The 21,399-nt window shown below is 45.3% G+C and carries 21 protein-coding genes and 1 other RNA gene; 12 read left to right on the top strand and 10 right to left on the bottom strand.

The window, feature by feature from the left end; all coding sequences use genetic code 11:
• Positions 1–109 precede the first annotated feature (109 nt).
• Positions 110–1,729 carry a citramalate synthase gene (gene cimA, locus IEY34_RS05965; protein WP_189009036.1) on the top strand — a complete coding sequence of 540 codons (1,620 nt, stop codon included), beginning with the start codon at positions 110–112 and terminating at the stop codon, positions 1,727–1,729.
• Between the two features lie 59 nt (positions 1,730–1,788).
• Here cimA and IEY34_RS05970 read toward each other — a convergent pair whose 3' ends face one another.
• On the bottom strand, positions 1,789–2,322 hold the full coding sequence (locus IEY34_RS05970; protein ID WP_189009039.1) for a TlpA family protein disulfide reductase: 534 nt from the start codon (positions 2,320–2,322) through the stop codon (positions 1,789–1,791).
• A gap of 133 nt (positions 2,323–2,455) precedes the next feature.
• Here IEY34_RS05970 and IEY34_RS05975 point away from each other — a divergent pair, with 133 nt between their 5' ends.
• The gene (locus IEY34_RS05975; RefSeq protein WP_229757494.1) at positions 2,456–3,679 is read left to right on the top strand and encodes an MFS transporter; all 1,224 of its coding nucleotides are present in this window, start codon (positions 2,456–2,458) and stop codon (positions 3,677–3,679) included.
• 52 nt (positions 3,680–3,731) lie between these two features.
• Entirely contained in the window at positions 3,732–4,157 is a 426-nt protein-coding gene (locus IEY34_RS05980; RefSeq protein WP_189009045.1) for a M67 family metallopeptidase, read from the top strand.
• On the opposite strand, the gene IEY34_RS05985 is transcribed toward IEY34_RS05980, so the two are convergent.
• Genes IEY34_RS05985 through IEY34_RS05995 form a run of 3 tightly spaced genes read right to left on the bottom strand, consistent with a single transcriptional unit; the run spans position 4,154 to position 7,443 of the window.
• Positions 4,154–4,888 carry an exonuclease domain-containing protein gene (locus tag IEY34_RS05985; RefSeq protein ID WP_189009049.1) on the bottom strand — a complete coding sequence of 245 codons (735 nt, stop codon included), beginning with the start codon at positions 4,886–4,888 and terminating at the stop codon, positions 4,154–4,156. The genes IEY34_RS05980 and IEY34_RS05985 overlap by 4 nt on opposite strands.
• A gap of 44 nt (positions 4,889–4,932) precedes the next feature.
• The gene (locus IEY34_RS05990) at positions 4,933–6,015 is read right to left on the bottom strand and encodes a DUF294 nucleotidyltransferase-like domain-containing protein (protein WP_189009052.1); all 1,083 of its coding nucleotides are present in this window, start codon (positions 6,013–6,015) and stop codon (positions 4,933–4,935) included.
• Positions 6,016–6,057: 42 nt separating this feature from the next.
• The gene (locus IEY34_RS05995; RefSeq protein WP_189009055.1) at positions 6,058–7,443 is read right to left on the bottom strand and encodes an ammonium transporter; all 1,386 of its coding nucleotides are present in this window, start codon (positions 7,441–7,443) and stop codon (positions 6,058–6,060) included.
• Positions 7,444–7,746: 303 nt separating this feature from the next.
• Here IEY34_RS05995 and IEY34_RS06000 point away from each other — a divergent pair, with 303 nt between their 5' ends.
• Positions 7,747–8,187: a MerR family transcriptional regulator gene (locus IEY34_RS06000; RefSeq protein ID WP_189009058.1), complete on the top strand. Its 441-nt coding sequence runs from the start codon at positions 7,747–7,749 to the stop codon at positions 8,185–8,187.
• 21 nt (positions 8,188–8,208) lie between these two features.
• The gene (locus IEY34_RS06005; RefSeq protein ID WP_189009061.1) at positions 8,209–8,898 is read left to right on the top strand and encodes a zinc metallopeptidase; all 690 of its coding nucleotides are present in this window, start codon (positions 8,209–8,211) and stop codon (positions 8,896–8,898) included.
• Between the two features lie 53 nt (positions 8,899–8,951).
• Here the strand turns inward: IEY34_RS06005 and gltC are convergent, their stop codons facing one another.
• Positions 8,952–9,836 (bottom strand): glutamate biosynthesis transcriptional regulator GltC, encoded by an 885-nt coding sequence (gltC, locus tag IEY34_RS06010; protein WP_189009064.1) that lies wholly within the window; start codon positions 9,834–9,836, stop codon positions 8,952–8,954.
• A gap of 161 nt (positions 9,837–9,997) precedes the next feature.
• On the opposite strand from gltC, the gene tpx reads away from it, so the two are divergent.
• Complete coding sequence (tpx, locus tag IEY34_RS06015; protein WP_189009066.1) at positions 9,998–10,516, top strand: thiol peroxidase; 519 nt, start codon at positions 9,998–10,000, stop codon at positions 10,514–10,516.
• Between the two features lie 48 nt (positions 10,517–10,564).
• Here tpx and IEY34_RS06020 read toward each other — a convergent pair whose 3' ends face one another.
• Both IEY34_RS06020 and IEY34_RS06025 read right to left on the bottom strand, forming a co-directional pair.
• Positions 10,565–10,954: a DUF1499 domain-containing protein gene (locus IEY34_RS06020; protein ID WP_189009069.1), complete on the bottom strand. Its 390-nt coding sequence runs from the start codon at positions 10,952–10,954 to the stop codon at positions 10,565–10,567.
• 127 nt (positions 10,955–11,081) lie between these two features.
• Positions 11,082–12,428: an Nramp family divalent metal transporter gene (locus IEY34_RS06025; protein WP_189009072.1), complete on the bottom strand. Its 1,347-nt coding sequence runs from the start codon at positions 12,426–12,428 to the stop codon at positions 11,082–11,084.
• Positions 12,429–12,583: 155 nt separating this feature from the next.
• Here IEY34_RS06025 and IEY34_RS06030 point away from each other — a divergent pair, with 155 nt between their 5' ends.
• Positions 12,584–13,087: a GNAT family N-acetyltransferase gene (locus IEY34_RS06030; RefSeq protein WP_189009075.1), complete on the top strand. Its 504-nt coding sequence runs from the start codon at positions 12,584–12,586 to the stop codon at positions 13,085–13,087.
• 138 nt (positions 13,088–13,225) lie between these two features.
• A complete protein-coding gene (gene xylB / locus IEY34_RS06035) occupies positions 13,226–14,755 on the top strand; it encodes a xylulokinase (protein WP_189009078.1) in 1,530 nt (509 codons plus the stop codon).
• Positions 14,756–15,436: 681 nt separating this feature from the next.
• Here xylB and ssrS read toward each other — a convergent pair.
• The 3 genes from ssrS to cshA form a co-directional block, all read right to left on the bottom strand.
• Positions 15,437–15,618: non-coding RNA, 6S RNA (ssrS, locus tag IEY34_RS06040), on the bottom strand.
• Between the two features lie 50 nt (positions 15,619–15,668).
• Positions 15,669–16,511, bottom strand: a complete 843-nt coding sequence (locus tag IEY34_RS06045; protein WP_189009081.1) for a YesL family protein — start codon at positions 16,509–16,511, stop codon at positions 15,669–15,671.
• 294 nt (positions 16,512–16,805) lie between these two features.
• Positions 16,806–18,422, bottom strand: a complete 1,617-nt coding sequence (gene cshA / locus IEY34_RS06050) for a degradosome RNA helicase CshA (RefSeq protein ID WP_308422985.1) — start codon at positions 18,420–18,422, stop codon at positions 16,806–16,808.
• 279 nt (positions 18,423–18,701) lie between these two features.
• On the opposite strand from cshA, the gene IEY34_RS06055 reads away from it, so the two are divergent.
• From IEY34_RS06055 to IEY34_RS06070, 4 genes are all read left to right on the top strand, one after another.
• The gene (locus IEY34_RS06055) at positions 18,702–19,238 is read left to right on the top strand and encodes a DUF4178 domain-containing protein (protein WP_189009084.1); all 537 of its coding nucleotides are present in this window, start codon (positions 18,702–18,704) and stop codon (positions 19,236–19,238) included.
• A gap of 51 nt (positions 19,239–19,289) precedes the next feature.
• A complete protein-coding gene (locus tag IEY34_RS06060) occupies positions 19,290–19,994 on the top strand; it encodes a DUF4247 domain-containing protein (protein WP_189009086.1) in 705 nt (234 codons plus the stop codon).
• A gap of 143 nt (positions 19,995–20,137) precedes the next feature.
• On the top strand, positions 20,138–20,959 hold the full coding sequence (locus tag IEY34_RS06065; protein WP_189009089.1) for a YitT family protein: 822 nt from the start codon (positions 20,138–20,140) through the stop codon (positions 20,957–20,959).
• 130 nt (positions 20,960–21,089) lie between these two features.
• Positions 21,090–21,284, top strand: a complete 195-nt coding sequence (locus tag IEY34_RS06070; protein ID WP_189009092.1) for a hypothetical protein — start codon at positions 21,090–21,092, stop codon at positions 21,282–21,284.
• Positions 21,285–21,399 lie beyond the last annotated feature (115 nt).

The following is a 21,399-nucleotide window of genomic DNA, read 5'->3' on the forward strand; positions in this document are numbered from 1 at the left end:
CATAATCTTATGGTATAATCGTAAATTATACATTAGCGCTTTAAAGCAAGCTTAGACACCAGCACATCTAACAACGAAGTCACTTTGCTAGCTTTTGAAGGAGGAACCCATGCCAACATCAGTCAAAATCTTCGACACCACACTACGAGACGGAACGCAAGGAGAAGGCATCAGCCTATCTGTCGAGGACAAAATCAAAATCGCCCGCAAGCTCGACGAGCTTGGGGTTCATTATATTGAAGGCGGATGGCCGGGCAGCAACAGCAAAGATATCGAATTCTTTGAGCGAGCTCGTGACATGAAATTTACGAATGCCAAAATTACGGCCTTTGGCAGCACGCGGCGCAAGGATTCCTTAGCTGCTGATGACATCAATTTGAACAGACTTGTTGAATCCGGCGCACAAGTGGCGACGATCTTCGGAAAGTCCTGGGATTTCCATGTCACGACTGCGATCCAAACGACACTCGAAGAGAATCTGGCCATGATCTTTGATTCCGTGCAGTATCTGAAAAGCAAGGGTCTTGAAGTCATCTATGATGCCGAGCATTTCTTCGACGGGTACAAGAACAATGCCGATTACGCTCTGCAAACGATCAAAAAGGCCCAGGACGCCGGAGCTGATTGGATTGTCCTTTGTGATACCAATGGCGGTTCCTTACCAGGGGAAGTCACAACCATCGTAACAACAGTGAAACAGCACATCTCCACACCTGTAGGCATACACGCCCATAACGATTGCGAGTTGGGTGTAGCTAATAGTCTTGCCGCTGTGCAAGCTGGCGCAGGACAAGTTCAAGGTACGATTAATGGCTATGGCGAGCGCTGCGGCAACGCCAATCTTAGCTCCATCATCCCTAACCTTCAATTGAAACTTGGTTATCATGTCATCTCGGAAGATCAGTTGAAATCGTTGACATCGGTATCCAGATATATCAGCGAAATCGCTAATATGCATATGCCAGTTAATCAACCCTATGTTGGCAATGCCGCTTTTGCCCACAAAGGCGGTATCCATGTATCAGCGATTCTGAAAGATGCCAGCACATATGAGCACACCAAGCCTGAACTAGTCGGCAACAAGCAGCGTGTATTGGTATCAGAGCTTGCTGGTCAGAGCAATGTATTGGTCAAAGCGCAAGAGCTCAATTTGGATTTCAACAAGGATCCACAGAAAACCAAAGAGGTCATTGAGCGGATCAAAGACCTCGAGCACCAGGGCTACCAATTCGAAGGCGCAGATGCCACTTTAGAATTGCTGCTGCGTGAAGCGTTTGAAGGACTTGAAGAGATATTCACGCTTGAATCCTTCAAAATGCTCGTCGAAAAATCCGCCCATCACTCCGTTGTCTCCGAAGCCATCGTGAAGGTGAAAGTGCATGGCGAGACCATCTACACGGCCGCCGAAGGCAATGGCCCGGTCAACGCGCTTGATAACGCTCTGCGCAAAGCGTTGATTCAGTACTATCCGGACATCAAGAATGTCCATCTGTCCGACTACAAAGTGCGCGTCCTCGACGAGAAAGACGCAACAGCCGGTAAAGTTCGCGTCTTGATGGAATCGACGGATTTCAAAACATCCTGGAACACGCTAGGTGTGTCCAGCAATATTATTGAAGCCAGTTGGTATGCGCTGGTTGACAGCTTGCGCTATGCTCTGATCAGCAGACAGCGTATCGAGCCAACGAACAAAGAAAAAAACGAGCAACTCGGCTTAGTGAACCACTAATTTGCCAACCAAAAAGCTGCAAGATCGAGCCACCAGGGCCGACTTGCAGCTTTTTTTGATCATCCTTTGATCAGTCCGGCTATCTTCTTATCCAGATCCTTGGCTGATAGCACATGAATCACCTCGCGAACGACCCCGTTCTTGTCAATCAGGAAGCTGGTTGGTATCGCTACAACACGGTAATTCTCAGCGTTGGTCCCTTTCTTATCCAATAAAACGGGAAACGGAAATTTATAAGTTTCAACGAATTTCTTGATATTGTCCATTTTATCCCCAGGCGTCACATTCACCGCATAGAGATCGAATTGCCCTTGATATTTGTTATATACTTCCACCAAATCCGGCGCCTCTTCTTCACAAGGTCCACACCAGGAGGCCCAGAAATTGACTAATAACGGTTTCTCTCTTTCCCCGCCAATCGTATACTCCTTGCCATCGAGTCCCTGCAAAGTAAACGAAGGCGCCAGGAAATTCACTTGCGGCGCTTGTTCAGTCGGCATCAGTGTTTGTTTATTTTCACGCTGCACATTTTGATAAATCGCAATGCCCGCCAATAGAAGAACCAGCACAATAACGATACTATTTTTTTTCAAAAGCTTGCTCACCTCCACGATATCTATATTATCCCCAATTCCGCAGAAATTCCAACATCGAGCTTGTGAACAAAGTATGCTTTCTCCAAAACTGGGAAAAGTAAACCTACCTCAAGTGCGGAAAGGATACCTCATGGATACGAATGAAGAAGCAAACAAGGGTTCAATCTGGGTCTATATTGCGATCGCCACGATTCCACTCGTCCTTGTCTTAGGCAATTCCATGCTCGTCCCTATCTTACCTGACATGCAGGAGAAGATGGGGATCTCACGCTTCCAAAGCTCACTCGTCATCACCTTATTTTCCATTTCAGCCGGACTTATCATCCCCGTCTCAGGGTATTTATCCGACCGTTTCACACGCAAAGCCGTCATCATCCCTTCACTCATTGTTTATGGGGCTGCAGGCGTTCTAGCAGTGTTTGCAGCGGTTTGGAATTCGTACCCCATCCTTATTACTGCCCGAGCAATCCAAGGCTTAGGAGCGGCTGGTACAGCCCCTATCGCAATGGCTTTAGTTGGCGACTTATACAAAGGCGGACAAGCCAGCAAAGCATTGGGACTTATCGAAGCGTCCAACGGAACAGGTAAAGTCGTAAGCCCCATTATCGGCTCCTTGCTCGCCTTAATCACTTGGTATGCGCCTTTTTTCGCATTCCCAATATTTTGCGTGCTATCCTTGCTCGCTGTCATCTTCCTAATTAAAGAACCTCCAAGAGAGCAGAAAGCCGATCCTCTTCGTATTTATTTAGGGCAGATCCGAGATATCCTGCGGCAAAAAGGGCGTTGGCTCATCCCTGCGTTTTTCGCCGGTTCCATCACCCTATTTATTCTGTTTGGCGTGCTCTTTTATCTCTCGCAAATTCTCGAAGAAGAACCTTACCGTATTGAAGGCGTTCGCAAAGGATTCGTTCTCGCAATCCCGCTCCTCGGCATGGTCATTACCTCTTATACCACCGGGGCCAAAATCAAACAAAACGGAACACTCATGCGTTGGTTGATGAATATCGGACTCACCCTCATGACCGTGGCGTTAGCTTTTGCCATTTTCTTAAACTCAAATCTCTATGTCTTCATTGGATTGCTGACACTCAGCGGGATCGGGACAGGCCTTCTGCTTCCATGTTTGAATACACTCATTACCGGCTCCGTGGAACGCGATCAACGCGGGATGATCACTTCCTTATACAATAGCCTCCGTTTCATTGGCGTTGCTTTCGGCCCCCCTTTGTTCGGATGGCTGATGTCCATCTCCCACAAAACAATCTTTACCACCGTCTCTTCCATGGCACTTTTGATGCTCATACTCGTCTTTTTTTGCATTAAACCAAGTGGGGATATGCCTGAGAAATCGTGATATACTTACTTTCATCCGATCACGATTCAAGATGGCGAGGTGCAGCTAGAACATGATTGTTCACATCCCTGACAAACTCTATCATGGCATCATTAATTACTCCCTTAAGCAGCAGCCCGAAGAAGCATGCGGCTTCATTCTCGGCTCTCCAATTCCATCTAGAGGTGTGAACATTGACGTCATCTCATTCGTTGCTATGCGAAATATCTCCTCGCACCCTCTCACTCATTTTGAGATGCATCCTGCTGAAATGATTCCTTATCTAACCGATAAACAGCAGCCTATAGTCGGCATCTTCCATTCCCATCCAACTGCTCCGCCCCTCCCTTCTCAACGGGATCTTCAGACCCTCTGGCACGACATCCCAACCCATTGGATCTTGTCGCTGCAAAAGCCCCATTTCCCGGAATTGCAAATTTACGAAACAAAAAAAGCCACTCCTACTACCTATCACAAACTTTCGTTTGTCATCGGTTAGTGATGGCTTAACAACGCATATAAATCACCTAATGTATCTACATTTCTCGATTTGATTTCCTCCATGAACCTGGACCACAGCTCGGCTGTCATCAAAGAATCCTCAAGTGCATGGTGACGGGTTGTCACTGGAATTTCATAGGCATGAAGCAGAGAATCCAAGCTCAAGTTCTTTCTTTTGGGCATGAGCCATTTGGCGATCATCATTGTATCAAGAACTCGGTGCGATAAACTTACTTTGGAAGTTCGCCAAAGCGCGGAATTCAAGAAATTTTTATCGTGGCCAGTTGCATGAGCAACCAATATTCTTTGTTGGACAAACTCCAAGAAGTCGCTCAAAACGACGATTAAATCAGGGGCATCAGCCACCATTTCATTCGTAATCCCAGTTAACTTAACGATCTCTTCGGGTATCTTGCGCTTAGGATTCACCATACTGTAGAACGCTTTGTCTCGCTGCACTTCACCACCAATGACAGACACGCCACCGAACGAAATAATCTCATCACCATTGTAGGGCGAAAATCCTGTCGTCTCCAAATCAAAAACAACGATTTCCATCGAATGCAGTGGTATCTCGAATAAGGAATCCTTCCGCTGCTCTTTCAGCATCGAACGTATAAAAGCCATCTGCTGCGCACTTTGCACATTAAACATAGACGTAAGGGCCGGTGTAAGCCCACCCATTTTATACAAATGCCACATTCGGCCAGCCGGACGCATATCTTTCATGCCGAACCCTCCCTCACAACACATTGAACCCCAAAACCCATGATCTAACCTTTTTCTCTGTCTATGTGTGAAACGATTGACTTTTTGACATACTTTTGCAATTCAATCCCTGTACGCAAACAATCTTTCAACTGCTGCTTAATTTCTTTGGTCAGTTGTTCGGCTCCCAGCTTGCCGCGGGTCGTATACATCTCATTTTCAACTTGATACCGCGTCAAATCTCTTAGTTTAAGCGCGATAGCGAACGCTTCTTGCCATTCATCAGCCAAAGTCTCAGGAATATGACCCTGCTCTTTCAGTTCTCTAATTCGGTCCATCGTTGATGAACTTTGGATCCCAGCCTGAATAGCCAGCAAGCGAATCCCATTCACAATGGGGATGTACGCGCCATATTTGATATCGAAACCCCCTGCATCTTCGCCATATCGTTCCGTTATGAGATGTCCGAATACACCTAACGAAATTTTGTGATGAAGCGTATTGGATAACAGGTCATTTAATATCGCAGGGTGCTCTTCCACATACGCAAGAAAACCATGCTTTAGTTTATCCACCAAATCTTGTGATCCATAAATGCAGCGCATATCCGCCAAAATAAGCAAATAGCGAACATTTTCCCATTCAGGTTCCTGAAACCAGGCCAGCAGCATTTCCATATAGGCGCTATAAGGCTTTCGCCACTGTTTATTACTCGAGATGACATTCCCCTCACAAGGCGGATAACCTAGCATATCCAGACCACGAAGAATACAATCCACAAGTTTACTAAAATACACATCCAATTCTTCTTCCGTTTGCTGTTCGCTCGCTTCATAAATGAGCCCATTGTCCTGGTCGCTCCAAAGCGTTTGTTCCCTTCTCCCCCCGCTGCCAAACAAGATAAACGCATAAGGAACAGGCGGTTTCCCAAAACCTTCATCCTCCAATATGTGTTCCGCAAGTTCGATCGTTCTTTGAATTAAGCAGTCATGGATCTTATTAATTTGGCGTCCTAGTTCGGGAGAATGAGAGAAAAGGAGATGCTCCCGAAACATCTCATGCACCTGATCTCTGGTTATACGCATCTCATCAAATTGTTCAGATTGATAGATACGTTCCAGGATCTGTTCCATTGAGAGATGATTCATGTTGCATCCCCTTTGCTCTAGTAGAAAGTTATGTGGTCGTTATCAAACGGACACGCCGTTTTGAGCTGCTTTTTTCATTTGTTCTGGGTAACCATATGAACCGTGTTCAGACAGATCCAGACCGATAATTTCTTCTTCTTCTGTAACACGAAGACCAACAGTTGCTTTAAGAATGCCTAAGATAATGAAGGAAAGAACAAGTACGAACGCCAATGCACCGAATACGCCTAACGCTTGAATGCCCAATTGGTGTAAGCCACCGCCATAGAATAAGCCTGCACCGCCGACGCCAACTTTGGCAGAAAGTTCAGGTGTAGCGAACAAACCAGTGGAAAGTGTACCCCAGATACCAGCAATCCCATGTACAGAGAACGCGTAGATCGGATCGTCGATTCCAGCTCTTTCGAACCATTGTGCTGTGAAGAAAGTAACAATACCCGCAACTGCACCTATGACGATAGCTGCCCATGTATCTACGAACGCACAAGCTGCTGTAATCGCAACGAGCGCTGCAAGAACACCGTTCAACATGCTAGGAATATCCGCTTTACCAAAGTACATCCAGGAAATAACCAGAGCCGCAACACCGCCTGCCGCAGCAGCCATGTTCGTTGTCAGAGCGATATAACCGAAGAATCCGTCGCCCATAGCGCTGAGTGTGCTGCCTGGGTTGAAACCGAACCAACCGATCCAAAGAATGATAACACCTAGAACCGACAATACTTGGTTGTGACCGGGAATCAAGTTTGGCGTTTTATCTTTATTATATTTGCCAATACGTGGTTTTAACAAGATTGTTGCTACTAATGCTGCCGTTGCACCTTGTAAGTGAACAACCGTGGAACCAGCGAAATCTTGCATACCCAATTTGCTCAACCAGCCGCCGCCCCATACCCAGTGAGCTACGATCGGATAAATCACGACTGTGAATAGAATACCGAAGATGAAGTAAACCGGAAGCTTCGCTCTTTCAGCAAATCCGCCCCACGCAATCGCCAGGGATACACCTGCGAAAGCTAATTGGAACAAGAACTTGATGCCGATTGGCACATCGGAGGCAGACAAGGATCCGAATGCCGCGGTAGCTTGATCTTCAAGCCCTGTCACGAAGAATCCTGTTGTTCCGAAGAAAGCATTGCCGTCACCGAAGGCGAAACCGAAGCCGACAGCCCAGAAGGCAATGGCGCATAATCCAAAAGTTAAAATTGTTTTACCGGCTACGTGACCGGCATTTTTCATTCTAGTTGACCCCGCTTCTAATAAAGCAAATCCAGCTTGCATAAAGATAACCAAAATTGCAGCTAACATGACCCAAACAGCATCGATTGCACTTTGAAGTTGGGGTATTGTTGCTTCTTCTGCAGCAAACGCGAGAGTAGGGAACAATAATGCCATAACGCCGAAAGCTAACAACAACTTCTTAACCATACGACCACTTCCTTTAATGTTAGATTAAGTAACATATAATGAAACTCTTAATGTCATTATATACAGGTTATTTGGGTTTGACAATAGGATTTTCGCTAAAAAATTGAAAAAAGCGAAAAATAACCTGACATGGAACAGGCATAATTCGTGTTTTCGCTCATAGCAAGCCTTAAATGTTAGGAAATCGCTTAAATACCCATGTCAGCTTTCACAAGTATGACGTTTGACTGTACGGTTTGTAATCAGGTATCATTACTATAAGAAGGAAGTCGTACATATCATTGGAGTAGAGGTGAACTTAGTATGGGGAATGAGAAACTTTATAAAATCGGAGAACTCGCCAAACTTGCCGATGTCAGTTCTCGAACCATTGATTACTACACCAAGTTGAAATTAATTGAGCCCGAGAAAAGATCAGATACCAACTACCGTCTTTATAGTGATGAAACTTTGAATCGACTCAAACGTATTGAAACCATGAAGAACGAGAAATATACCTTAGAGGAAATCAGAACGAATCTTCAACAGTGGAGCAAGGTATCTCCCGATGATACTGTGAGAGATAAGCTGACATCCATTCAACTCCATCTGGAACAGTTAATGAAGGAAGCCAAAGAACTCGGGCCCATTATCAATCAATTGAAGCCCAATCAAATGAAAAAGCTCTATCGCATCCTTACACAACCCACTGCTGCTTGTATTGAAGCATTAATTGTTCTTCTAGGTAAAAATCCGTTCTCATAACAAATTACGGAGGCGTATATTATGTTCTTTCATCCCATGGATTTTCTCATTATTATTGCATTCGTGCTTTCGATGTGGGCTTCGTTCCGGGTCAGAGGCACATTCAACAAATGGTCTAGTGTTCCTGTCTACTCAGGGATGACAGGCGCCCAAGCTGCCAGACGCATGCTAGATGCCAATGGACTGTATGATGTACCCGTTGAAGCGGTGCGAGGGACGCTCACCGACCATTATGACCCCTTATCCCGAGTTGTCCGATTATCTGAACCTGTTTATTACGAAAGCTCCATATCGGCTATCTCCGTTGCCTGTCATGAAGTCGGGCACGCGATTCAGCACAAAGTCCATTATCCTATGCTTGTCGCTAGACACTACATGTTCCCAGTCGTCAATTTCGCATCGGGAGTAGCCCCTATACTGATCATAGCGGGTTTTATCTTCCAACAGATCCCTTGGCTGCTTGGTGTGGGTATCCTTTTCTTCGCAGCTGCCGTGGCATTCCAATTAGTTACCTTGCCCGTAGAATTCAATGCGAGCTCCAGAGCCCGTGATTTAATGGTTTCCGAAGGGTTCATCTCTAATGAAGAAGAACGTGGCGTAGCCAAGGTCTTGAACGCAGCCGCGCTTACGTATGTCGCCGCAGCGTTGATCTCCGTCCTCGAGCTTCTGAAGTATATTATGATATTTAGCGGTCGCAACAATAATGATTAACACAAAAAAAGCTCTCCTCGTGTCGTGCCCATGCACACACCAAGAGAGCTTTTCTATTGGAAATATTCGTAAAGAAACCGTCTGAACACTTCTGCCACCAACGGCAGCTTCTCACCTTTGCGGCAAATCAGCCCTACCGTTCTAGTTACCTGAGGATCCGTGACGCGAATTTTCGTCGGCTGCATTTGCCCGCCTTCTATCAAAGCCATCGACGGCAGCAAACTCACACCCATCCCCGCAGCCACAAGGCCTCGTATCGTATCCGTCTCTTCACCCTCGAATTCGATCTTTGGAACGAAGCCCGCTTTCAAGCAAGCCTCCATCACAATTGCGCGAAGGGTATATTCTTCGCTGAACATAACGAAAGACTCGTGCTTCAGTTGCTCTAATCGTATCGACGTATACTCAGCAAGGATATGATTAGAAGGAATAATGGCATAGAGTTCTTCGGTAAGCAAAATTTCTCCCGACACATGCTCATGCGACTCCGGGAATGGCGAGATGAAAGCCAAATCAATCTCTCCGCGAGTTACATCGCGTATTAACGAGGCATACGTCCCCTGCCGCAGCCTAAATTTCACATTGGGGTGATCTTTCTTGAAGGAAGCCACAACAGCAGGAAGCAAGTTGATGACCAAGCTATGGGGGAAGCCAATGCGAATCTCTCCGGCTTCCGGATCGAGGAATTCATGCATTTCACCAACCGCACGTTCCAAATCTGTTAATATCCCTTCAATTCGACTCAGAAATAAATGACCCACGGAAGTCAGATGAAGGTTGCGACCTTTTTGCACAAATAAATTTACACCCAACTCTTCTTCCAGCAAATGAATTTGTCTGCTTACCGCAGATTGTGCTACATGCATCTCTTCTGCCGCTTGGGTGACATGCTGTTTTCTAGCCACTTTTACAAAGTATTGCAATTGTCTTAATTCCACTTGATGAATCCTCCGACTTTTCTTACATTTTCATGATGCTTGTAACTTGCTATCCGCATTTAAATTATAGCTTCGCGGCAACGATTGGACAACCTAAGTTCAAAAAGCTTATAATAAGTAAGTTGTTAATTTGCATGGAAAATAAAGGAGGAACTGTTCAAATGGCTCAAGAACGTACTGGTGTAGCTACCTTTAAAAGCAATCCAATTACTTTGGTAGGACCCGAAATCAAAGTTGGTGACAAAGCGCCAAACTTCACAGTAAACAAAGATTTGATGACGCAAGTTACTCTTGCTGATTATGCTGGCAAAGTAAAATTGATCAGCGTTGTTCCTTCCCTCGATACAGGCGTTTGTGATGCACAAACTCGTCGTTTCAATGAAGAAGCAGCTGGCCTTGGCGACAATGTGGCTGTTCTTACGGTCAGCGTGGATCTTCCTTTTGCACAATCCCGCTGGTGCGGTGCTGCTGGAATCGACAAAGTCGTAACTTTGTCTGACTATAAAACAAAATCCTTTGGCGAAGCTTACGGCGTATTAATTAAAGAGCTTCAACTGGATATGCGCTCCATATTCGTTATCGATGCTAACGATACCGTTCAATACGTTGAGTATCTCGGCGAAATGACATCTCACCCTAACTACGAAGCGGCTGTTGAAGCTGTTAAAAAATTAGTATAATAGACATAAATAAAACAGCAAGGAGGCCTAGCTTCCCTGCTGTTTTTATTATCCTTCAATCTTATATGAAGCCAGTTTACGATCTAATTGTTTATAAATATCTATAATGGTGCGATAATTGGAACCCAGATCCCCCATCGAGCCACGGGAAGCCGAATAAATATCTACCGCTGTTTTTACCGGATTAATGCCAAATAGAGTTAAAGTAACGTCTTGCGTTCGACCCGTCATTGTTTTGCGTTCTGCTAGAATTTCACCAACATTTTGAACTTCGTGAAGAAGTTTATATCCTGGTGTCTTCTTTAAAACGGCAGTAACTTCTTCCCATACTTGTTCTTTAGGAAGCTTATAGTACCTTGTTTTCAGCAAAGGATCTTTGGCTTTATCTCCGGTCGTTTCATGACTGCGAAGTAATCCTATTAAAGTTCTCTTAAGCAAAAGCCTTTTCCCCCTTCAATGAAGTGCATCTAGACCACATGCCATTTCTACACTGCTCTCTATCTTACCATTGTTTAGGCGTAAGAAAAAGAGGGAAAATGAAATCAGGGGGAATTCCATTATTTTATTAACCAAAAAAAGTGCTGTACAGCAAGTAAGCATTCAAGCCAGCTATCACGACTGCAACTATCCAACTTAAGATAATCATCCATTTCGGGGTCACGAGAACACCCATTTTTTTGCGGTCCGAAGTAAACTTAACTAGTGGAATTACGGCAAAAGATAATTGTAGGGAAAGAATAACTTGACTTAGAACAAGCAGATCAGTCGCACCGCTTTCCCCATAAATCCCAATAACAATGACCGCAGGGACAATCGCAATCATCCTTGTAATCAATCTACGCAGCCAAGGCGACAAGCGAATATTCAGAAAACCTTCCATAACGATCTGACCGGCTAATGTCCCTGTTAGCGTAGAGTTTTGACCTGATGCCAAAAGCGCTACTGCAAAGAGAATACTCGCTGCGCCTGTTCCAAGCATGGGACCGAGAAGGTGATACGCATCTTGAATTTCGGCCACTTCTTTACCCGCTGAATGGAACGCCGCCGCGGACAAGATCAGTATCGCAGCATTCACGAACAAAGCAAGCATTAAGGCTATCGTCGTATCAATCGTTGAAAATTTGATTGCTTCTCGTTTCCCCTCAATTGTTGGCTCAATTTTACGAGTTTGCACAATGGAGGAGTGGAGGTATAAATTGTGCGGCATAACGGTTGCCCCCAGAATACCTAGGGCAATATATAACATGGCCGGATTCGATACGATCTCTGTTTTAGGAATAAAACCGGCTGCTACCGCTGCAAAGTCAGGTCTCGAGAAGATGAGTTCCATGACGAAACAGATTGTAATTAATGCCATCAAGCTAATAACCATAGCTTCAATATAGCGAAAACCTTTTTTCTGCAGCAGAAGAACCAATAAGACATCTATCGAAGTAAGAATAACGCCGTATATTAGCGGCATGCCAAACAATAAATTCAAAGCGATAGCTGCCCCAATAACTTCCGCCAAATCACAAGCCGCAATGGCGATTTCACATAACAACCAAAGGGCAAAAGAGACAGGTTTACTATAATGATCCCTGCACGCTTGCGCTAAATCCCTGCCAGTAACAATACCAAGGCGTCCAGACAAAGCTTGCAGGAGAATCGCCATTAGATTAGAAATTAAAATAACAGACAACAAGGTATATCCAAATTGAGATCCACCAGCCAAATCGGTTGCCCAATTTCCTGGATCCATATACCCAACCGCTACGAGGTAGCCAGGACCCATAAATGCGAGCAACTTGCGGAAAAATCCTGCTTTCTTAGGCACGTTCATGCTCTGATGAACTTCTGGCAGGCTGGGCATAGAAGACTTACTTTTCCATCCACTCTGCTCCTGCTCTGGTTTCTTATAGGCTGCTTCCATGTTTTTTCCTTCTTTCGCGAGACCAATAATGTTGTACTAAGGAAACTTATTTAGTTGAATTATACTACATAATTTTATTATATGCTATAGGTAAACAGTTATGTGCATACGAAATAGTTTTTACCATGGGAAAAATTAATGAGGAGATACCCATTATGCGAATTCGACCTGTTGTGACTGATTCCGATTTGAACCAATCTTACGAGATAGAACGAAGCGTTTATACGAAGGAGGCCGCCGCAAGCCCGGAAGCCTTTCTACTACGAAAAGAAGCTTTCGGAGCTTATTTCCTTGTCGCCGAGATGACTGGTATTGAAACTGTGCCTACCATCATTGGCGTAACCAACGGAATAAAGCTTAATCACATTGATTTGGCAGATGAAAGTATTAAACAAGGTATTCAATCTGCTGCGAATGGTTCCTATTGGTGCATCCTAACCATTGCCGTCCACCCATTGCACCAAAGACAAGGCGTTGCTACCGCCCTGCTCCAACACATCATTCGAATTGCTCAGAGTGATCACCTGAAGGGCATTGTTCTGATGTGTGAAGAGCACTTAATTCCTTTCTATGAGAAACACGGCTTTCATTATATGGCACCCTCTAAATCTGAGCATGGCGGCATCCAGTGGCACGAGATGCATCTCATCTGGAACTAATTCCGACAAATAATTCAAGCTCAAAGAAGGATTTTATTGAATTTGTGCGAATATGATTAGTTAAGAATCTTTGTATATTTATTAAACAAACAAAGATGGATAAGGATTTATATAAAAACTTACAAAGGGTGAATTCGCGTGTCCTATTTTTTGGGTTTGGATTTAGGGACTTCTGCTATCAAATGTATACTCGTCGATAACAACGGGCTTGTGATTGGCAGTCATAGTGTTGAGTATCCACTTCAACAGCCGCATCCCGGCTGGGCCGAGCAGGAGCCTGAGGATTGGTGGAATGCCACCATCGAAGGGATTCGCGCTCTGCTAGCCAAAACCAACACCGCAGGCGACGCTGTCGCGGGGATTGGCTTCTCCGGCCAGATGCATGGGTCGGTCTTCTTGGATGAAGCGCAGCAGGTCATACGGCCTGCACTGCTCTGGTGCGACCAGCGCACGGCGGAACAGTGCGCTTACATCGAGTCGACCGTCGGCGCTGCCGAACTCGGTCGACTGACTGGCAATCGGGCGCTGACTGGCTTCACGGCGCCCAAGGTCATTTGGCTCCGGCAGCATGAGCCGGAGCATTACAGCCGCGTGCGGCATCTGCTCCTGCCGAAAGACTACGTCAGGCTGCGCCTGACGGGGGCATTCGGCATAGATGTGGCCGACGCCAGCGGCACACTGCTGCTCGATGTGGCCAATCGCAGCTGGTCGCAAACCGTCGCTGAGCGGCTTGCGATCCCGCTCGAATGGCTGCCGCCGCTCTTCGAGTCCGGCGACGTAGCCGGCCACCTGCTGCCGGAAGCAGCCAGCCTAACCGGGCTAGCCGCCGGCACGCCTATCGTTGCCGGCGGCGGCGACCAAGCCTGCGGCGCCGTTGGTGTCGGCGTCGTGCGCCAAGGCATTGCCTCGGTGGCGCTCGGCACGTCCGGTGTCGTCTTCGTCCACGACGACACCTACCAAGTCGATGAAGCGTTCCGGCTTCATTCGTTCTGTCACGGTGTGCCGGGCAAATGGCACCGTATGGGCGTTATGCTGGCCGCAGGCGGCTCCTTCCAGTGGTGGCGCAACCACTTCGCGCACGAAGAACAAGAGCGCGCGCGGCAAGAAGACACAGACGTCTACGAAATCCTGACGTCTGAAGCAGCCACAGCACCCCTGGGAAGCGAAGGCCTCTTGTTCTTGCCTTATCTATCCGGGGAGCGCACGCCACACCCTGATCCTAAGGCACGCGGCGCCTTCATAGGTCTAAACCTTCGCCACGAGAAAGCCCATCTGACTCGTGCCGTCCTAGAAGGCATCACCTTCGGCCTGCGCGACTCCCTTCAGCTCATTCGTGAATCGGGTATCGAGGTATCCGAACTCCGTGTGAGTGGCGGAGGCGCCAGGAGCCCCTTCTGGCGTCAAATGATCGCTGACATTTTTGGAATCCCTGTCGTCACAGTCAATTCAACAGACGGCCCTGCCTATGGCGCTGCTATTATGGCAGCTTCCGGCGTGCTGCAGGAAGACATCACCGCGCTATGCGAGAGATGGATTCGCATTACGGATCGCATTGAACCTAATGCCGAGAATCATAAGCAATATGAAGCCTATTACACCATATACCGCGGCCTTTATGGCACTCTTCAGCATACTTTTCACCAGTTAAGCGACTTAGCTGGACATTAGTTTGCCTAACAACTAAGGAAATTTCCCGAAAAGTTATTGCGAAAAGGAACTATGATCCTCTATTCGGCTCAATTCGAACAAATTACAAGCTGAAAGGGAACTACGTTCCCTTATTCCCCTACTCAAGGGTGAAATACCACTAGAATAAGCAAATTAGCGTATCATAGTTCCGTCTGACCAGCCAAATAGCTGTTCGAATGATTAATAAGGGAACATAGTTCCCTTTGCTTCGATATTCAAGTATCCGCCAGTCGGATTGCGTTAATCCGGCTGGGCACCATCCGACTCCTATTGACTCCAGCCACCTACAGGTTATTTGAGACTTGGAGTTACTCGGAGTCAGTTAGAGTCACTCGGAGTTACTCGGAGTCACTCGAAGTCACTTAGATTCACTTAGATTCACTTGGAGTTTGTGGAAGTTGCTCGGAGTCACTTGAAGCCACTCGGAGTCACTCGGAGTCACTTGAAGTCACCTCGAGTCCCTACGAATCACAATGAGTCACTCTCAGCTCCCCCTAGCTAATCGCACAGCCCCAACCTTCATGTACACAGCCACAATAATCAATGGAATTGGGCTTCTCACGCCTCACAACCCAAAAAAGCCTCGAATCCACTTCACGGATTCGAGGCTTTTGTAATCAACTTCGCTTTCCCCAATTCGCATGCAGCGAAATGGGCACAAAAAAACCCGCCTATGCCGTCCGGTTTTCGTGCTTCAAACCCGCTCTCGCAGGTGGGTGTCCGCAGAGGTGTATTTGAGGTCCCCTTTCGAGGGCATGTCAGCCACACTTCAATGTAGGTCTCCCTAGAAACAGTCATTGGTTTAAAACAACTTAAAACCGTTACGAACATCGCAGGATTCTTTTGTAGTTCTTATTATAGTGCCCTACCGGCTGATAATCAACTGGCAGGATTATTCTTTATTCTTTTCATTCTCGTCTTTTTTATGCAAGCTAATTTCAATCGGCTCGTCACCATTATCTGAATCACTTTGTTCTTTCTCTGCTTCCGCTACAGCCTCTGCCTCAGCGAGCCGCTGCTGTTCTTTTTCTTCAAGCGCTTGCTGCTTCGTTTGCAGCTTCGTGAAGCTCCGGTTGAACTGCCAGAAAGAAAATGTGGCCATGATGCTTCCCATAAAGAATACAACCAGGAAGAAATTAAACTTGGTCAAGCAAATGTAGAGAATAACACCATTGCAAATCAATAAAACAATTGAGTTGATGGGATTGCCAATGGTAATTAGAATTGAATTCTTTAGAATTTGGAAAATTTTCATGTGCAAATGCACCATTATAGAAAAGAAATTAAACAAGGAAATAATGATAATAACCGTAAAAGCAATGAATAATATGGCTAGTACCCTAAGCGAGCTCCCCTGTTTTAAGTAGAAGAAATAATTGACTGCAATAACCACGAAAATGATCACAAAGAAAATACCGCCAACCATGCTTTGCAGGTAATTTTCTTTGTAGCTGCGGAAGAACGTTTTTAATAACGGAACATCCTCTTCCCCAGTAACCCATTTCCTGGCTACAGCGAACATAGCAGAGGTTGCGGGAAACAAAGTAAACGGTGCCAAAATAGCAAGTATTGGCAACATGGACTTCAAAGCATCAGGTGATGGACTCACCAAACCCATAAATGCAAAAAAGAAAACCGGGATCGAACATATCAGCCACAACAGATTGATTACCGATAGACGCATAATCCATTCTGATATTCTGTATAGCCCTCCCATAACACCTCTAAACTCCAAAACCGCTTCCTCCTTAGCGTTTCCTTCAGGAAACTTTCTACGTTGATTATCTACGCTACTTCAAACGATATTGTCTTACCTTGTCTTACCTTGTCTTACCTTGTCTTACTTTACTATATGTTTAATTATAGCCTATTTTTTAATTTATAGGTAGCCGTCTATTATGCAGGAGGTTGATACCATGTCTCAACCCGTCGGAATATCTGCAGATGCCATTTTGCTCTTTTCATTAGCAACCATAAAAAGGCGAAGATCCCAAGGGATCTTCGCCTTTATTTATTAGGCTTAACAGCCTTATTTGTTTACAAGCGTGTCTTCGCTTTTGCGCGGAGCTCTGGAACGATCACGGTTTCCGGAATTGTTGCTGCCGTATTCGCGATTTCTGGAAGTGGAACTGCTTCCGCCTTCTCTGTTTGAACCATAGTCTCTGCTATCTTTGCGCGGGTAACGGGAATTCGAGCTGCTGGAACCGCCTGAGCTGTATCCGCCACCTTGACGACGATCGCCTGAACCTGATGAACTGGATCCTGAACTGTATCCACCGCCAACGCGTCGGCCTGAGCTGCGCACGTCGAATTTTTTCTTTCTTGCACGAATCGGATCCTCTGGTGTTAACTCAATATTCGATTCCTTTTTGTCGCCTGTCAGAAGCTTCATAGCTGCTGCAAGAAGATTAACGGAATCATATTGCTCCAACATTTGAATAGCCAGACCTTTGAATTCGCCTTGCGTATCATTTTGTAAGACATCAAGAATACGCTCAGCTGTCATTTTTTGTTTGCCTTCGATGGCTTCAGCCAAGCTAGGCAAAGGTTTTTTGCTGATTTTGTGACGAGTCACTTTCTCAATGAAGTGCAAGTGATCGATTTCTCTTGGTGTAACGAAAGTCCAAGCTGTACCTTCTTTACCCGCGCGGCCTGTACGACCAATACGGTGAACGTAGCTTTCTGGATCTTGCGGAAGGTCAAAGTTAATAACGTGTGTTACGCCGGAAACATCGAGACCACGAGCGGCAACGTCTGTTGCAACGAGTACGTCAATGCTGCCATCACGGAATTTTCTCATGACATTATCGCGTTGATTTTGGGACAAGTCACCATGAAGACCTTCAGCAGCATACCCTCTTTTTTGTAGAGCTTCTGCTAATTCGTCAACCCGGCGTTTGGTACGGCCGAAGATGATGGCAAGATCTGGAGCTTCCATGTCAATCAAGCGGCTTAGTGCTTCGAATTTTTGTTTCTCATGTAATTCAATGTAAGCTTGGTCAATCAGGGGCGCACTAACATGTTTCGGGATAACCGATACATGTTCTGGGTTGCGCAAGAACTGTTGAGCCAATTTTTGAATGTTCGACGGCATTGTAGCAGAGAACAACATGGTGTGGCGTTCTTCTGGTACTAATTTCAAGATGGATTGGATATCATCCATAAAGCCCATATCGAGCATTTCATCTGCTTCATCCAGAATAACCGTTTGAACATCATCAAGTTTGATGGTTTTGCGGTTGATATGGTCAAGTAAACGACCTGGTGTACCAATAATAATTTGTGGTTTCTTTTTCAAAGCGCGAATTTGCTTAACGATATCCTGTCCACCGTAAATCGGTAATGAACGAATGCCTTTGAAACGACCGAGTTTTTCAATCTCTTCCGCAACCTGAATGGCAAGTTCCCGCGTTGGACACATAATAAGAGCAGAGATGCGCTCTTCTTTGGTATTGATTTTGTGAATAAGCGGAATACCGAAAGCTGCTGTTTTACCAGTACCGGTTTGTGCTTGACCGATCAAATCCCGGCCTTCCATTGCTAATGGAATTGTTTTCTCTTGGATTGGTGTGGATTCTTCAAAACCCATCTCCGTAACAGCGCGTAAAATCGCCGGTTCTAAACCAAACTCTTGAAATGTTTTCAAATATATTCAATCTCCTTTTGTACAGGGCAGGCTAATGCCTTGTATCTTTTTTACCCTTAAGTACGACTTCCTATCCGTATCTATAGTTTCTTGGTGGAATACACTTTCGATTTATCATCTTCCATGATCCAATTGGCCGCCCTTAAGAACATCTAAAATATTATAGCACAAGTCATATACAAATTTCCAGAGGCGTCTTTCAAAAGCCGAGCGAAACCTTACGGATGAGTAAAGCGTATTACATTTTAGAACAATAAACGGAATAGAGGAGCGTTCACAATGTCCATTTTCAAACGTGTAAGCAATATCCTGCGCAGCAATAAAGAAGTACCTCCAACAACAGCAGTTGGCAATCCTCTCGAAGATGCTCGAGTTGGCGATATTGTCAATGTAGACTTAGAAGAGTACGTCGTATCCGGTAAAGTCATATATTTTGATCGCGGGTTCGCGCCTCACCGCTACGCTTATTATTTACAAAGTGGCAGAAATATTCAGTGTCTAATCGTGGAAAAAGGGCGAACCTATGATTGTTTCCTTTGCAGCTTCGTTGAAGGCGCTTTGGATGACCCTAACGATGTGCCTACTCGGCTGGAGCTTGATGAAAATGTAACTTTTGATTTGGAGTTTCATCGGAACGATGTGACGCAGACGGAAGGCAATACCGATTTCCGCAACGGGGATGACGTTGTATTTTGGCGCTATTTCGGACCGGATCGCAGATTTTTCTTCTTGCAATGGCAGGACGGCAAATTTATCGCACTGGAAGGCGAGCGTACCCCTGGCAATCAAATCAAATTTTTGAAATCGACGCCTTAAACAACCTATGTTATCATTTAGTAAAGTTTGGAGAGGAGGGACTACTGCAAAGTGAAAAGATGGACATCATGGCTTTCATTCCTACTGATCATCACCCTTCTTACCGCGTGTGGCGCTGATGCCGGGCGTTATGTCAAAGATCAGTACCCTCTCGTAAGCGTCGATGGCAAGGGCAGCAATCTATCCAAGGTGTATTCTGTTGAAGGCAAAAGTGTTCCCGTTGTAGCATCAGAGATTGCTGCGAAAGAAACACCCAAGGAAAAAAGCAAGGAATCCGAAGATCAGATGTTTCTGATCTATACTGATAAAGTTATTAATATTCAAAAGGATCCAAAAGATAGTACAAACACGCTCGTCCAGATTGACAGTATCCAATATGCCAAGACGCATTATGACTCTTCTTTTTTACAAGGCTATTTGACCGCTACATTGCTCCAATCGTTGTTTGGCGGCAGTTGGTTCAATAACAGAGGCGGTTATGATTATAAAGGGTATACGCGGACACCTACCTATAATGCCGGAAATGGCAACTCGACCGCACCAACAACCGACACATCCAAGGATAAGAAACCTACAACATCCGATCGCACAGGCACTTTCAAAACAGGCACGGGTACTGGCTCTTCCAATACCGGAAGCAGCTCTGCAACACGTAAGAACGATGGTTCTACGACCAATAAGGTAACGAAGCCCTCCAGCAGCAACAGCAGTAAACCCAGCACCAGCTCGCGATCAGGTTCGTTTAAGAGACGTTAATAAACACAGCTGTTGTCCTTGAACAAGGACGCAGCTTTTTTATTCCCATTTTTTAATTGAACGTAGGTTAAATAATGATTGAAGTTTTGAAAGAATGAATTATACTTGCAATATGCTGCATACTATTTTAGAGGTGATTTTTTTTGAAAAAAGCGCTAGATGTCCTTGTCATTCTAGTTGGCGCGCTGCTTGTCGCGGTTGGCTTCAACATGTTTCTCATCCCTCACCAGCTGCTTAGCGGCGGCGTTTCTGGATTTGCCATGATTATCGGTTATTTTACGAATTTCAACATTGGCTTCTTGTATTTATTATTCAACTTGCCGTTGATGATTTGGGGATTGGTCTCCATCGGACGCAGATTCATCATGATTAGTGTCGCTTCGGTTATCTTAACGGTATGGTTGATGCAAGTTATTCCGACCAGTTATGTAGCTCAAGAGCCTATCCTCGGCGCTGTATTTGGTGGCGTTTTAATCGGAATTGGAAGCGGAATTACCTTGAGAATTGGCGGTTCCAGCGGCGGCTTCGATATTGTCGGCTTAATTTTGACGCGCAAATTCGATTTCCCCCTTGGCACAATTCTATCTTCCATGAACGGCGTTGTTATTGTTGCCTTAGGATATTTCAAGCATAACTGGGATCTGGCTCTGTTTTCCATGTTAGCAATCTATATTAGTGGCAAGGTCGTTGATACTATACATATCCGCCATGTCAAGGTGACTGCTTTTATTGTTACGAAACAGAAGGACGAATTGATTAACGAGCTATTGTCCCTCCCTCGAGGCGTCACATTAGTGAAGACGGAAGGCGCTTATACGAAGCAGCAGCACGATATGTTGATGACCGTCATTACCCGTTATGAGCTTGTTGAATTAAAACGAATAATTAAACAGATTGACCCAAAAGCATTCGTGAATATCGTAGAAACCGTTGGTGTCGTCGGCGAATTCCGCAAACTTAAATAATGATTCATTGCATTCGCCTCTTTATTCCAGTGTGAATTGTGTTATAATGATTGTAATTTCATATAGTTCTGGTTGTTAACTTAAATGGTTCAGGCGTAGTTCTTTTTCTAATCTCTTGATTGGAAGGGTGATGCTTGTGGAGACAGTGAAATTATCCAGGATTGTAATGAAATTAACACCGGAATTATACCCCTTCTTAACCAGCTGTGAGCTGGACTCCGAGATCGTCCTCCGCTTTGGTATCGAGGCGCTCGAAGCAGAAGATGTCATGGAAATTATTCAATTCAGTATTACAGAACATCATAAAGACGCCCTGTATCATTAACAGGGCGTCTTTCTTTGACTTTTACCAACTTTTTTTTCAAAGTTATTGAGTTTGTAATATTTAGGGTGTATAGGTTATGATAAGAGCATGCTATACTAGAGCTAAACATAAATTA

The organism is Paenibacillus marchantiophytorum (assembly GCF_014640555.1).
GTDB lineage: Bacteria > Bacillota > Bacilli > Paenibacillales > NBRC-103111 > Paenibacillus_E > Paenibacillus_E marchantiophytorum.

Excerpts from the sequence above, each read along its gene's own strand:
- IEY34_RS06055 (WP_189009084.1), top strand. The coding sequence starts at position 18,702 with ATGTCCATTTTCAAACGTGTAAGCAATATCCTGCGCAGCAATAAAGAA.
- IEY34_RS05995 (WP_189009055.1), bottom strand. The coding sequence starts at position 7,443 with ATGGTTAAGAAGTTGTTGTTAGCTTTCGGCGTTATGGCATTATTGTTC.
- IEY34_RS05975 (WP_229757494.1), top strand. The coding sequence starts at position 2,456 with ATGGATACGAATGAAGAAGCAAACAAGGGTTCAATCTGGGTCTATATT.
- IEY34_RS05980 (WP_189009045.1), top strand. The coding sequence starts at position 3,732 with ATGATTGTTCACATCCCTGACAAACTCTATCATGGCATCATTAATTAC.
- IEY34_RS06000 (WP_189009058.1), top strand. The coding sequence starts at position 7,747 with ATGGGGAATGAGAAACTTTATAAAATCGGAGAACTCGCCAAACTTGCC.
- IEY34_RS06005 (WP_189009061.1), top strand. The coding sequence starts at position 8,209 with ATGTTCTTTCATCCCATGGATTTTCTCATTATTATTGCATTCGTGCTT.
- cimA (WP_189009036.1), top strand. The coding sequence starts at position 110 with ATGCCAACATCAGTCAAAATCTTCGACACCACACTACGAGACGGAACG.
- IEY34_RS05990 (WP_189009052.1), bottom strand. The coding sequence starts at position 6,015 with ATGAATCATCTCTCAATGGAACAGATCCTGGAACGTATCTATCAATCT.
- IEY34_RS05985 (WP_189009049.1), bottom strand. The coding sequence starts at position 4,888 with ATGAAAGATATGCGTCCGGCTGGCCGAATGTGGCATTTGTATAAAATG.
- tpx (WP_189009066.1), top strand. The coding sequence starts at position 9,998 with ATGGCTCAAGAACGTACTGGTGTAGCTACCTTTAAAAGCAATCCAATT.
- IEY34_RS06030 (WP_189009075.1), top strand. The coding sequence starts at position 12,584 with ATGCGAATTCGACCTGTTGTGACTGATTCCGATTTGAACCAATCTTAC.
- IEY34_RS06025 (WP_189009072.1), bottom strand. The coding sequence starts at position 12,428 with ATGGAAGCAGCCTATAAGAAACCAGAGCAGGAGCAGAGTGGATGGAAA.
- IEY34_RS06070 (WP_189009092.1), top strand. The coding sequence starts at position 21,090 with ATGCTTGTGGAGACAGTGAAATTATCCAGGATTGTAATGAAATTAACA.